This is a genomic window from Schaalia hyovaginalis, assembly GCF_014208035.1.
Taxonomy (GTDB): Bacteria; Actinomycetota; Actinomycetes; order Actinomycetales; family Actinomycetaceae; genus Pauljensenia; species Pauljensenia hyovaginalis.
The window spans coordinates 1,765,087-1,778,196 of record NZ_JACHMK010000001.1 but is presented as its reverse complement, the minus strand read 5'-3'; the positions used below and the strand labels follow the sequence as shown (position 1 = coordinate 1,778,196).

Genomic DNA, 13,110 nt, shown 5'->3' with positions numbered 1-13,110 from the left:
AGACGCGGATCCGCATCGATGGAGGAGATCGTGAATCGGGAGGCGCTCATCGGCCGCTTGCGGCCATCACTCCCGCTCCCTTCCTTCAAGCGCGCCGCTGCGCAATGCAATTCGCAGCGCAAGGACCTCGGCGATCAAGGCGGCGCTCGACACCACTGCGAAGGAACGGCTGAGGACATTCACCATCCCCTCATCGGGGCCGAAGAGCCAGACGAGGAAGGAGACTGCGAAGACCGTGAGACTGACGGCGAGCCCGGAACAGTGCGCAATCCGCCTCCACCGCCAAGCGCGCGGTTCGGGCTCCTGAGCGGAATCCGGCTCCCGAGCGTCTAGCACTTCGTACCGAACCTCACCTGCGGGATTCGATATCCGCATTGGAAGATGCGATCGCGAACAACAACGCCAAGACGAGTGCGAATGACGCGCCCGTGAGAGACATGATGATCGCTCCCGCATTCAGCACTCCCTCAAGGAGGGCGAGCAGCAGTGGCATCGCAAACCCCCTGTCATCGTGTCCCTCAACCCGTGATGCTCGGGTTCACAGTGCAGTAATCGTAATAAAATTCAGTCTTCGGAGCCCAAGGATTCAAAGTGTCGCTCGCCCAAACCGTCCCGATCTGTCCTGCATGCCGGGAATCGCCGTAGTACTGAGCGTTTGATGCCGCTCTTGAAAGGATGGCGCCGGAACGTTCACGGGTGGCGGCATCGAGGGTGCTTTCCTCCACAGGACAGCGCGCCGGTTGGCGCGCAGTCTCCACCTGCAATAGGCTGAATCGCGAGGAAAGCGCCTGTCGGTGCCCATGATGAAGCGGAGGAACCGTGGCTCGTTTGACCGATGGAGCAGAACTGCTCAAGTGCTCCTTCTGCGGGAAGAGCCAGAAGCAGGTGCGCAAGCTCATCGGCGGCTCCGGCGTATACATCTGCGATGAGTGCATCGAGCTGTGCAACGAGATCATCGAAGAGGAACTCGGGGACAAGCCCCAGGAGAGCGAAGCGACGCCCCTGCCCAAGCCCCGGGAGATCAACGACTTCCTCGACTCCTGGGTCATCGGGCAGGACCGCGCCAAGCGCGCCCTCTCCGTCGCCGTCTACAACCACTACAAGCGCGTCCGCTCCCGCGAAGCCGGCAACGAGGAGGACATGCTCGGGACGAAATCGAACATCCTCCTCCTCGGCCCGACCGGCACCGGTAAGACGCACCTGGCGCGCTCACTCGCCCGACTCCTCAAGGTCCCCTTCGCGATCGTCGACGCCACTGCGCTGACCGAGGCGGGATACGTCGGCGAGGACGTGGAGAACATCCTCCTGCGCCTCATCCAGGAGGCCGACGGGGACATCAAGAAGGCCGAGCGGGGCATCATCTACGTCGATGAGATCGACAAGATCGGCCGTAAGGGCGAGAACGCCTCGATCACCCGCGATGTCTCCGGCGAGGGCGTCCAGCAGGCGCTCCTGAAGATCATCGAAGGGACCGTCGCCTCGGTTCCCCCGCAGGGCGGGCGCAAGCACCCCCACCAGCAGTTCCTCGAAATCGACACCTCGGGGATCCTCTTCATCGCGGCGGGCGCCTTCGCGGGGATCGAGGACATCGTCAAGGCGCGAATGGGGCGCCGTTCGACGGGATTCGGATCCGACCTGAAGTCCGATGCGGAGATGGGCGATCTCTACGAGTCCGTCACCCCGGAGGACCTCCACAAGTTCGGCATGATCCCGGAGTTCATCGGGCGCCTCCCGATCCTCACCTCGACGAAGGAGCTCACCGAGGAGGATCTCGTGCGCGTCCTCACCGAGCCCACCAATTCCCTCGTGCGCCAGTATCAGCATCTGTTCGATCTGGACGGCATCGACCTCGAATTCACCCACGAAGCCCTGCTCGCGATCGCCGCCCTCGCCAATACGCGGGGAACCGGGGCCCGCGGTCTCGCCTCGATCATGGAGATCACCCTGGCCGACCTCATGTTCGAACTGCCCAGCCGGGATGACGTCGCCCGAGTCGTCATCACGCGCGAATACGTCGCAGGGCAGGGCGATCCGGAACTGTACGCGGAACGTGCGAGCGGCGCACGCAGCGCCTGAACGGGAGGAAGGAGCAGACGATGAGCGCGACTCCCGGTGCCCGGGCCCCCCGTCCCGACGAGGAACTGCCCGTCGAACTCCTTGAAGCGCGCGCGACGATCGACAACATCGACGCGGCCCTCATCCACGTCCTCGCCGAGCGCTTCCGCTGCACGCAGCGCGTCGGGCACATCAAGGCCCGCCACGATCTGCCCCCCGCGGACCCGGCGCGCGAGGCCCGGCAGGTCGCCCGCCTGCGCGCCCTCGCCGAAGAATCGGGCCTCGATCCCGACTTCGCCGAGAAATTCCTCGCCTTCATGGTCAAGGAAGTGATCCGCCACCACGAGGACATCAAAGCGGGCTACCGGGCGGATTCCTGAACCGGATCGCGAGGCGGCCCCGAGATCGCCCTGGAACCCCGAATTCGACCGAAGGAGCTTGAAACGGTGGCCGACCTCCCCGTCGAACGCACTTCACTGCCGGCGCGAGCCCCCTTCCACGCATCTGCGCCATCACCGATCCCGCCGAGCGGGCCCGTTCACGGGGACGAGGCCCGGACCGAGCGGAAGAAGCGGACCCCGGTGCTCGCACTGGCGAGCCTCGTCACCCTCGAACTCGTGGCGAGCACCGCACTGGGGCTGCTCGCCTGGAAGGAGCATCGTCTCAACATCGAGCTCGAACGCGAGATCAGCACCATCGGCCTCGTCGGGGAGAGGGTCTGATGCGCCCCCGGACCTTCAGGCCCTCGCTCCTGCTCGCCGCCCTCGCCCTGCTCATGGTGCCCCTCCTCGTCGCTTCGGCAGCCTGGCTGACCGCGGAGAAGCAACGAGGGCGTGATCTCCACGATCTTCGCGAGGCGAGACGCGAAGAAGCAGCGCGGGAAGAAGCGCGTGTCCGCGCGGAACGGGAAGAGGCTGCCTCTCAGATCTGCGCATCCCTGAGCGCGTACGGATTCGATGACGTCTTCGATCTAGGACGGGCCTACAGGAACGCGGAGGGGGAGGTCCGAGCGATCGCGGATCGCGAGTGCGATGCCGCGTCGCTCATCGCGAGGAATGACGCTCTGCTCGATGCGCTGAGTGAGGGGATCGCCCTCGGCGACTGCGTGATCGAAGGATCTTCGGTGCGCGCAGGGCTCACGGTGCGCAATCCCGTCGACTATCCGATCGACGTCCGCCTGCACGTCGCGATCCTGTCCGGGGATCTGCTCATCGATGAGCAGGTCCTGGTCGAATCGGCAGTGCAAGCGGGTGAGGAACGCGCAGGAGCACTCGCCTTCCAGATCCTCGATCAGGGTGTGACGCACTGCCGCGTCACGCGATTGGCCGCGATCCCGAGCCGGTGAACGCCTGTGCTTGATGCGCGCCCGTCGATCGGCTAGCTTGCTCCGCAAGGAGGCCGGACTGCGCTCGATATCCGGGCCGCCAAGAATCAAATGAGTATCGGGGGGGCGATGAATCGCGTGACGGGTGATCTTCGAAAGGTCTCGACGAGTCTGTGGAAAATGGCTCTTCTCGTCTATGCCGTCTCCTTGGCGTCGAGAACGGTCCTCATGTCGGCCGTCTTTGCGCCTGATCTGGAACGCTTCAGCCGCCCACTGGCGACGGCGCTTCAGTTCCTGGTGACGGAGCTGCAGGCGCTGACACAGCCGATGCTGGCGACGGCGCTCGTCATCGGCGCCCTCGTCTGCCATCCGATTCTCTCGACGAGGGTTCCGGCGGACGCCGAAGCAGACGAGTGACCTGAAGAGGCGGGGCGCACGACACGGTCGGCGCCCCGCTTCGCTTCCATCTGCGCCGCGAAGGCCGGAGCGCCCGGGAAGCGGGCCGGCTCCCGCGGTCCGCTCTCAGTGCCCCGCTTCGACAGGCCCGCCGTACATCTCATCGATTTCGGGGGCGAAGCGCGTGAGAGCCTCTTTGCGCTTCACCTTGAGGGACGGCGTGAGCAGGCCGTTCGCTTCGGTGAAGTCGGTCGCGAGGACGGTGATCTTGCGGATCGACTCGGCGCGCGACACGTGCTCGTTCGCGCGCTCGACCGCCTTGTCGAGGGAGGCGAGCACCTCGATGTTCGTCGCCGCCTGCGCGACCGACATGGTCGGCAGGCCGTGGGCGGACAGCCACGCGGGCAGCATCTCCTCATCCAGGGTGATGAGCGCCGAGATGAAGGGGCGCTGATCGCCGACGACGAGGACCTGGGAGACGAGCGGGTGAGCGCGCAACTCGTTCTCCAAGGACGCGGGCGAGACGTTCTTGCCGCCCGCGGTCACGATGATCTCCTTCGCGCGGCCCGTGATCGAAAGATACCCGTCCCGGTCGAGCGACCCGAGATCGCCCGTGCGGAACCACCCGTCCTCGGTGAAGGCCGCCGCCGTCGCCTCCGGGTCGTTGTGGTACTCGACGAAGACGGAAGGGCCCTTGATGAGGACTTCCCCCTCCTCGGAGATCTTCACCGAAGTCGGCGGCAGCGGGGTGCCCACGGTCGCGATCTTCGCCAGACGCGGGGTGGAGACGGCGACAGGGCCGACGGTCTCCGTGAGCCCGTAGCCCTCAAGCACGGGGATGCCGAGGCCCCGGTAGAAATGCGCGAGCCAGGGGGCCAGCGGCGCTCCGCCGGAGATGATGTAGTCGGCATTCCCGCCGACCAGTTTGAGGATCGTCTGATAGACGAGCCTGTCGGCGAGCGCACGCTGGGCCTTGAGGGAACGGGACGGGCCCTCGGGGGTGTCGAGGGCCTTCGAATACTCGATCGCCGTGCGCGCCGCCCAGCGGAACACCCGCTTCTTCGCTCCCGCGGAGGCCTTCGCGTCCGCGGAGTTGTAGATCTTCTCCAAGACGCGCGGGACGACGAGGAGGTAGCTCGGCTTGAAGGACGCCAGATCGGGAAGGAGGGACTTGATCGACGGCACGTGACCGAGGACGCCCTCGCCCGACAGCTGGAAGACCTCGAGGAACCTCGCGAAGACGTGGGCGAGGGGGAGGAAGAGGAGGAGGCGCGACTCCGCGGACATCGCGATCTCCGGCATCCAGGCGTGCGAGTTCACGCACAGCTCGGTGAAGTTGCCGTGCGAGAGCACCGTGCCCTTCGGCCGGCCCGTCGTCCCCGAGGTGTAGACGATCGTCGCGATCGACGAGGTCGAAAGCCCGTTCGTCCGCGACGCGACTTCCGTGCGGGTCACGGCGCTGCCCTCGGCGACGATCGTGGCGAGCGCGTCGGAATCGAGGGAGAGGACCCGCAGGCCGTCCCGGCCTGCCCGTTGAGCGGCCGCCCGGACGAGCTCGGCCATCGTCACCGTCTCCGTCACGACGAAGTCGACAGCGGCGTCGGTGAGCACGAATGCGATCTGCTCGATCGAACTCGTCTCGTAGATCGGCACGGGCACGAGGCCTGCGGTCCAGCTCGCGTAGTCGAGGAGAGTCCACTCGTAGCGGGTGCGCGACATGATCGCGAGGCGGGCGCCCGGCTCGAGCCCGAGTCCGATGAGGCCGGCGGCGACCTGCTGGACCTCCTCGTAGAAGGCCCGGGCCGAGATCGGGCGCCACGTGTCGGCGACGGGCTGCTTGCGCAGGATGAGCGGGCGGCGCGCAGAGCGCTTCACACGGTCCTCGAGGAGACGAGGGATCGTCAGCGACTCGTCGATCCTCACGAGGACGGGGGCATGCCATTCCAAGGCGTTCGTCGCACCGCCCGAATCGATCGTCTCAGCGCCCTCGTCGATCGCGGCGCCGTCGGGCATGGCGTCGGTGATCGAAGGGGCGGCCGCCGGATCCTCAGCGCGGGACTCGTCCATCGTCGTTCCAATCCTTCGGGGGCAATCGCCCTTCACTTTAGACTTCGGGCCCCGAGGACGGCAGCGGCGACCGGCCGCGAGGAGCGCGAATGTCGTCTTCGCGACAGCCGAGCCGAAACGATCGGGACCCGCGCGATCAGGGCGACGAGGACGAGCGAAGAAAGCGGGGCACCGGTCGGCACCGGTGCCCCGCGGACGGGTTCCAGGGGAGGATCAGCCCTTCTTCTTCGCCGGAGCCTCACCCAGCTCGAAGGAGGCGACGCGCGCGCCGATCTCGGGATCCGCCTCGCCGGACAGAGCGACGAGATCGAAGGGGCCTTCGATCTTGGACGCCGCGGCGAGATCCGCCCGCACGGACTCGAGGGCGGTGAGCGAATCGGCGGGGGCCTCGAGCCTCACCGCGAGGAAGGGCGTGCGGGGGGAGACCTTCGCCTCGGACTTCACGCGGCGCAGGGCGATGAGGGTCGCCGAAGCCGTTGACAGGACCGCCGGATCGCCGCCGACCGATTCGAGGAGGGCCGCGGTCGGCCATGCGGAACGGTGGATCGAGCCCGTCCGGTACCAGCTCCACACCTCTTCGGTGACGTAGGGGAGGTAGGGGGCGAGCAGACGGATGACATTGTCGATGACGAGCGCGAGCGCCGCCCTCGCGGAGGCCGCCTCGTCCTCGGACCACTTGCCGTCGCGGTTGTAGGCGCGCTCCTTGACCAGTTCGAGGTAGTCGTCGCAGAAGGTCCAGAAGAAGGACTCGGTGACCTCGAGCGCGCGCGAGTGATCGTAGGAGGCGAGGGCCTGAGAGGCCGTCTCGATGACGCGCCGGAGCTCGGCGATGACGGAACGGTCGAGGTCCGCCGTGATGCGGGCGGGATCAAGGTCGAGGTCCGCGCCCTCGCCGCCCATAGTGAGGGCGAACTTCGAGGCGTTGAGGACCTTGATCGCCAGCCTGCGGCCGATCTTCATCTGCTGCTCGTCGAAGGTCGCATCCAGTCCGAGGCGCGCCGAGGCCGCCCAGTAGCGGACCGCGTCCGAACCGTACTTCTCGAGCAGCCCCATGGGGGTGACGACATTGCCCTTCGACTTCGACATCTTCTTGTGATCCGGATCGAGGATCCAGCCGGAGATGCCCGCGTGCTTCCAGGGCAGCGCGCCGAACTCGAGGTTCGCCCGCACGACGGTCGAGAACAGCCAGGTGCGGATGATGTCCTGGCCCTGAGGGCGCAGATCCATCGGGTAGGTGCGCGAGAAGAGGTCCTCGTCGACGAGCCAGCCGCAGGCGAGCTCGGGCGACAGGGACGAGGTCGCCCAGGTGTCCATGATGTCGAGCTCCCCGACGAAGCCGCCGGCCTGCCCGCGCTGCTCCTCCGTGTAGCCCTCGGGCACGTCGCTCGACGGATCCACCGGAAGGGCCTCGAAGGAGGGCGTGATGACCTTCGAGTAGTCGACTTCGCCGTTCGCATCGACCTCGTACCACAGCGGGAAGGGGACGCCGAAGAAGCGCTGGCGCGAGACGAGCCAGTCGTTGTTCAGGCCCGTCACCCAGTTCTCGTAGCGCACGCGCATGAAGTCCGGATGGAACTCGAGGTCGCGGCCCCGCCCGACGAGCTCGGCGTTGAGGTCCGCCCCGGAAGCCGGGTTCGTCCAGGGCTTGCCGCCGTTGCGGATGTACCACTGGCGCGAAGTGACGATCTCGAGCGGCTTGTCGCCCTTCTCGAAGAAGTTCGTCTGACGGACGGTCTTCACCGGCTCGCCGCTCATCTCACCGGATTCGCGGAGCATTTCGACGAGTGCCTCGCGGGCCGAGTAGGTCGTCTTGCCCGCGATCGCCTCGAAGGCGGCGACGCCGGCGGGAGCCGTGATCCACTCGGGCACTTCGACCTGGATGCGCCCGTCCTTGCGCAGGATCGCGCGCAGGGGAAGATCGAGGTCGCGCCACCAATCGATATCGGTCGTGTCGCCGAAGGTGCAGCACATCGCGATGCCGGCCCCCTTGTCCATCTCGGCGGCCGGATGGGCGAGGACCGGGACCTCGACGCCGAAGACCGGCGATGCGACGGTCGTGCCGAAGAGCGGCTTGTAGCGCTCGTCATCGGGATGCGCGACGAGGGCGACGCAGGCACCGAGCAGCTCCGGACGGGTCGTCTCGATGTAGACGTCGACGCCGTTCTCGATCGGCGCCCCGGCCTCGGCGGCCGTCGCCGCGGCCGCCGGGTCGGTGATGTGGAAGGCGAGTCGGTGGTAGAAGCCCGGGTACTCGCGCGACTCGAGCTCGGCCTGTGCGACCGCCGTCTGGAAGGTGATGTCCCACAGGCCCGGCGCCTCGGACTGGTAGGCCTCGCCGCGCTCGAGGTTCTTGAGGAACGCGGCCTGGGCGATCTTCCGGGCCTTCGCGCCGATGGTCTGGTAGTTCTGCTTCCAGTCGACGGAAAGACCGAGGTAGCGCCAGAGCGCTTCGAACTGGGCCTCGTCCTCGACCGTGAGGCGCTCGCACAGTTCCACGAAGTTCTTGCGCGAGATCGGGAGCTGATCGCGCGCCTTGATCGACTTGCCCTCACCGCCCTCGTGCGGCGGGGTGAAATCCTCGACGTAGGGCAGGGTCGGGTCGACGCGCACGCCGTAGTAGTTCTGGACGCGGCGCTCGGTCGGCAGGCCGTTGTCATCCCACCCCATCGGGTAGAACACGGCCTTGCCCGTCATGCGCTGGTAGCGCGCCACGACGTCGGTGTGCGTGTAGGAGAAGACGTGGCCGACGTGCAGGGATCCCGAAACGGTCGGCGGAGGGGTATCGATCGAGTAGACCTCCTCGCGGACGGCGCTCCGGTCGAAGGCGTAGGTGCCCTCCTTCTCCCAGAGCTCCCCCCACTTGGCCTCCAGGCCCTCGGCGCCGACGCGGTCGGGCGCATTCGGGGCGGGAACGCGGGTCGGGGTGGTGTCGGGACGCTCGCCCATGTGTGTTGTCTCCATCCGAGTCGTGGACATGTACCCGCCCAGCGTAGTCACCGCGCGCCCCGGCGACAAAGACAACGCGGGCGGCCGCACGGGCCGGTCGCGTGTACGGCCCCGTGCAGCGCTCAGAGGACCATCGCGGCGATCCACCCGCCGATGAGCAGAGGGATGTTGTAGTGGAGGAAGGTCGGGATCACGGTGTCGCGCATGTGGTCGTGCTGGCCGTCCACGTTGAGCCCGGTGGTCGGCCCGAGCGTCGAATCCGAAGCGGGCGACCCGGCATCGCCGAGCGCGCCGGCCGTGCCGATGAGGGCGACGGTCGCCATCGGCGAGAAGCCGAGCGCCGCGCACAGGGGCACGTAGATCGCCGAGATGATCGGGAGGGTGGAGAACGACGAGCCGATGCCCATCGTGATGATGAGGCCGACGACGAGCATCGCGAAGGCGGCGAGGAGCTTCGAACCGGAGAAGAGGCTCGCCGTGTCCTTGACGAGGGGCTCGATCGCGCCCGAGGCGTTGAGGACCGAGGCGTAGCCCTGAGCGGAGATCATGATGAGGCCGATGAGGGACATCATCTTCATGCCGCCCGAGAAGACGTCATCGGCCTGCTGCCACGGCACCACCCGGAAGGCGAGCAGCACCGTAAGGCCGACGACCGCTCCGATGAGCAGGGGGTCCGCATCCGAGTCCGCGATCGTGAGCCAGGTCTGGATGACGAAGCAGATGATGATCGCGGCGAGCGCCGCCCAGACCTTCTTCGGCTCGATGCTCTCGATCGGGCGCGTGTACTCCGACGGCGACGCCCCGTACTCGCGGGGCCTGCGGTAGGAGACGAAGGAGAGGATGAGGCCGACCAGCATGGAGGCGGCGGGGATCGCCATCGCGAGGACCGGATTCACGCCCGTGAGGTCCATTCCCGCCTTCTCGATGTTCGCGAAGAGGATGTCGTGGAGGTAGATCCGTCCGAAGCCGATCGGGAGGAACATGTAGGCCGTGACGATGCCGAAGGTGATTGAGGTCGCGATGATGCGCCGGTCGAGCTTGAGCTCGTTGAGGATCCCGAGGATCGGCGGGACGATCAGCGGGATGAAGGCGATGTGGATCGGGATGAGGTTCTGGCTCATCACGCCCATCGCGACGACGCCGCCGATGATGCCCCACTTCGTCGCGCGGCGCACGTGCTCGCCCGTCGACTCGTCGGCCTTCGGCATCTTCGCGATCAGCCAGTTCGCGAGGAGCTGGGGCAGCCCCGAATGGGCCACCGCCATCGCGAAGGCGCCGAGCAGCGCGTAGGACAGGGCGATCTTCGCGCCGCCCGCGAGGCCCTCCTGGAACGCGACCATCGTGCCTTCCAGGCCCATCTGAGCGGTCAGGCCCGCGACCAGCGCGGCGATGAAGAGCGAGATGACGACGTGGACGCGCGCGACGGAGAGCGCGAGCATCACGACGACGGAGATGACGACGGCGTTCATGAAGATCCTGTGCGTGGGGGAGTGATGGTGAAGAGGAGAAGCGATGCGGGACGGCTTCAGGACAGTTCGGCGTCGCGCTCGACCGCCGCATCGACGGCCGCGACCAACGAGGTCGAAAGCCCGTGGGCCTCGGCGGCGAGCAGGCCCGCGATCGTGGTGCCGCCCGGCGAGGTCACCTGGTCGATGAGCTGAGCGGGGACGACGCCGCGGCTGCGCGCATCCGCGACGAGGTTCGCGGAGCCCGAAAGGGCCTGTGCCGCGATCGCCACGGCCGTGTCCTTGGGCAGGCCGTGCTTGACGCCCGCACGGGCCAGGGCGTCGATGATCTGGAAGACCCATGCGGGCGAGCAGCCCGCGAGCGCTGAGAAGACAGGGAAGTCCTTCTCTTGGATCCGCACGGAACGGCCGACCGCGTTCATGAGGCGTTCAACGGCCTGAATCTGCTCCTCGGAGGCGTTCACGGCGCAGATCCCCGACATCGATTGGCCGATCTGGGCATTGACGTTCGGCATGACGCGGATGAGGGGAACGGCGGCGCCGAAATCGGCGAGGATCGCGTCGAGGGTCCGGCCCGCCGCCAGCGAGACGACGCACATGTCGGGGCGTTCGCGGACGATGTGCGCGATCCTTTCGATCACGGCGCGCTGGGCGTGGGGCTTGACGCCGAGGACCAGCAGGTCGGCCCGGTGGGCGAGCGAGCCGTTCGAACGCGCGACTTCGCCGCCGAGCTCCTCGGCGAGGGCCGGGGCGTGCACGCCGTGCGCGTCGGTGAAGAGGAAATCCGAAGCGTTCATGCCGGCTGCGACAGCGCCGCGGGCGATGGCGGCGACCATTGATCCGGCGCCGATGAATCCGATGCGCATTGGGCGTCCTAACGTTGGGGCGGGCAGGGGTTGAAGTGACAGTAGCGCTTCGGCGCCTCCCGCCACCGCGCGGTCCGCATCGAGGGCGTGATGATGCCGGACCCGTGGCGGAATGCCGAGGCGGGGTTCAGCGCCTGCGGTTGCCGAAGATGGAGCGCGTGATCTCCCTGCCCGCGGTCCGCAGGACCTGACCGACGACGCTCTCCACCTGCTTGGCGCGGCGTTCGGCGGCGCGCCGCCTCGCCGCCTCCTCCTTCTCCCTCTCGCGCGCCGCCTCCTTCGCGGTGCGCTCGAGGGCCTTCTCGGCCTCCCGTGCGGCCCTCTCCTCGGCCTTGGCCCGTTCGGCCGCCTCCTTCTCGGCGGCGATCCGCGCCTCCTCCTCGGCCTTCTCCCGTGCCGCTCGGGCCTCGGCCTCGGCCTTGCGCGCGGCCAGCTTCTCCTCGGCGGAATCGGGGTTGACCGCCCGGGCGTATTTCGCGTGCAGCGGCGACGAGGCGGTCACGAGGGCGAGGGCGGGAGCCGATGCCGGGCCCATGACGGAGGCGGGGGCCCACAGGGAGGTCGGGGCCACCGGAGTGGGACGGCCGTCCTCGCCGAGGACGGTGACGACCGCCTGGCCCGTGCCGAGGGTCGTGAGGACTTCGTCGAGGACGAGGCCGGTCTCGGGGAAGGTGTCCACGGTCGCCTTGAGCTTCTTGAGATCATCCGGGGTGATCGCGCGCAGACCGTGCTGGATGCGCGAGCCGAGCTGGGCGAGCACGTCCGCCGGGATGTCCTTCGGGGTCTGGGTGACGAAGACGACGCCGACGCCCTTGGAGCGGATGAGGCGGACGGTCTGGACGACCTGACGGGTGAATTCCTTCGTCGCGTCGGCGAAGAGGAGGTGGGCCTCGTCGAAGAAGAAGACGAGCCGGGGCTTGTCGAGATCGCCGACCTCGGGGAGGGAGGAGAACAGGTCGGCGAGCATCCACATGATGACCGCCGAGACGAGGGCGGGTCGCTGGGAGATGTCGCCGACGCCGAGCAGGCAGATGACGCCGCGCCCGTCGGGCGCGGCCCGCAGCAGGTCCTGAGTGTCGAAACCCGGATCGCCGAAGAAGGCGTCGGCGCCCTGGGATTCCAGTGCCGTGAGGGTCCGCAGGATGACTCCCGCCGTCGCCTTGGAGACGCCCCCGATGGAGTCGAGTTCGCTCGCCCCCTCCTTCGAGGTGAGGAAGGTGATGACCGCGCGGAGGTCGGCCAGGTCGACGAGCTCGAGTCCTTCGGCGTCCGCCCAGGAGAAGATGAGCTGGAGCGCCTGCTCCTGAGTCGTGTTGAGCGAGAGGGCGCGCGCCAGGAGGATCGGACCGAAGTCGCAGATCCGGGCCCTGATCGGCGTCCCGTCGAACTGAGTGGTCGCACCGCCGAGGCAGAGGAGGTCGATCGGGAAGGCGCGTCCGCTCCAGTCCTGGCCGTTCGCCGAGGTCCGGGACAAGAGCTTGTCGGAGGGGGCGCCCGCTTCGCCCAGTCCCGTCAGATCCCCCTTCACATCGCACAGGAGGACCGAGGTTCCGGCTGAGGAGAGGGATTCCGCGAGGAGCTGGAGGGTGCGGGTCTTGCCCGTGCCCGTCGCGCCCGCCACGAGCAGATGGCGGTTCATCATCGCGAAGGGGAGGCGCGTGAGGACGCCGGGCACCCGCTGTTCGCCGTCGAGCAGGGTCCCCAGGACGATCGAGGGGTTCTCGAAGGCGTAGGCGGCCCGGATGGAGACCGCGAAAGGCGAGGTCGGGGCCGTGGCGGGCGCCGGAGCTGCGGCGGGGGCCGCGTTCGCGGGTGCGGGCTCCTCGGAAGAGGAAGGCGCGGTCGGGGAGGGGGATCCGGCCGCGAGGCGCGCCTTCAGGGCCTCCGCCTGGGCGCGCGCCGCCGCGGCCTCGGCCTGGGCGGCCCGGGCTTCGGCCTGCGCCAGTTGGACCTTCAGGGCTTCGATGTCGTCGGTCATGGCGCCTCCTTG

The 13,110-nt window shown here is 67.9% G+C and carries 10 protein-coding genes; 5 read left to right on the top strand and 5 right to left on the bottom strand.

The window, feature by feature from the left end:
• Nucleotides 1–819 precede the first annotated feature (819 nt).
• The 5 genes from clpX (at nucleotide 820) to HD592_RS07790 (ending at nucleotide 3,796) form a co-directional block, all read left to right on the top strand.
• Nucleotides 820–2,076, top strand: coding sequence for an ATP-dependent Clp protease ATP-binding subunit ClpX (gene clpX, locus HD592_RS07810; RefSeq protein WP_184453114.1), 1,257 nt, complete (start codon nucleotides 820–822; stop codon nucleotides 2,074–2,076).
• Between the two features lie 20 nt (nucleotides 2,077–2,096).
• Nucleotides 2,097–2,435, top strand: a complete 339-nt coding sequence (locus HD592_RS07805; RefSeq protein WP_184453112.1) for a chorismate mutase — start codon at nucleotides 2,097–2,099, stop codon at nucleotides 2,433–2,435.
• 66 nt (nucleotides 2,436–2,501) lie between these two features.
• Nucleotides 2,502–2,777 carry a hypothetical protein gene (locus HD592_RS07800; RefSeq protein ID WP_184453110.1) on the top strand — a complete coding sequence of 92 codons (276 nt, stop codon included), beginning with the start codon at nucleotides 2,502–2,504 and terminating at the stop codon, nucleotides 2,775–2,777.
• A complete protein-coding gene (locus HD592_RS07795) occupies nucleotides 2,777–3,400 on the top strand; it encodes a hypothetical protein (RefSeq protein WP_184453108.1) in 624 nt (207 codons plus the stop codon). Before HD592_RS07800 ends, HD592_RS07795 begins: the two co-directional genes overlap by 1 nt.
• A gap of 159 nt (nucleotides 3,401–3,559) precedes the next feature.
• Nucleotides 3,560–3,796: a hypothetical protein gene (locus tag HD592_RS07790; protein WP_184453106.1), complete on the top strand. Its 237-nt coding sequence runs from the start codon at nucleotides 3,560–3,562 to the stop codon at nucleotides 3,794–3,796.
• Nucleotides 3,797–3,901: 105 nt separating this feature from the next.
• Here the strand turns inward: HD592_RS07790 and HD592_RS07785 are convergent, their stop codons facing one another.
• From HD592_RS07785 to HD592_RS07765, 5 genes are all read right to left on the bottom strand, one after another.
• Nucleotides 3,902–5,788: an AMP-dependent synthetase/ligase gene (locus HD592_RS07785; RefSeq protein ID WP_184454571.1), complete on the bottom strand. Its 1,887-nt coding sequence runs from the start codon at nucleotides 5,786–5,788 to the stop codon at nucleotides 3,902–3,904.
• Nucleotides 5,789–6,055: 267 nt separating this feature from the next.
• Nucleotides 6,056–8,788: a valine--tRNA ligase gene (valS, locus tag HD592_RS07780; protein ID WP_184454569.1), complete on the bottom strand. Its 2,733-nt coding sequence runs from the start codon at nucleotides 8,786–8,788 to the stop codon at nucleotides 6,056–6,058.
• A 122-nt stretch (nucleotides 8,789–8,910) separates the two neighbouring features.
• The gene (locus HD592_RS07775) at nucleotides 8,911–10,257 is read right to left on the bottom strand and encodes a Na+/H+ antiporter family protein (protein ID WP_184453104.1); all 1,347 of its coding nucleotides are present in this window, start codon (nucleotides 10,255–10,257) and stop codon (nucleotides 8,911–8,913) included.
• A gap of 56 nt (nucleotides 10,258–10,313) precedes the next feature.
• Nucleotides 10,314–11,120, bottom strand: a complete 807-nt coding sequence (gene proC / locus HD592_RS07770) for a pyrroline-5-carboxylate reductase (protein ID WP_184453102.1) — start codon at nucleotides 11,118–11,120, stop codon at nucleotides 10,314–10,316.
• A gap of 127 nt (nucleotides 11,121–11,247) precedes the next feature.
• Nucleotides 11,248–13,098 (bottom strand): helicase HerA-like domain-containing protein, encoded by a 1,851-nt coding sequence (locus HD592_RS07765; RefSeq protein ID WP_184453100.1) that lies wholly within the window; start codon nucleotides 13,096–13,098, stop codon nucleotides 11,248–11,250.
• Between the last annotated feature and the right edge of the window lie 12 nt (nucleotides 13,099–13,110).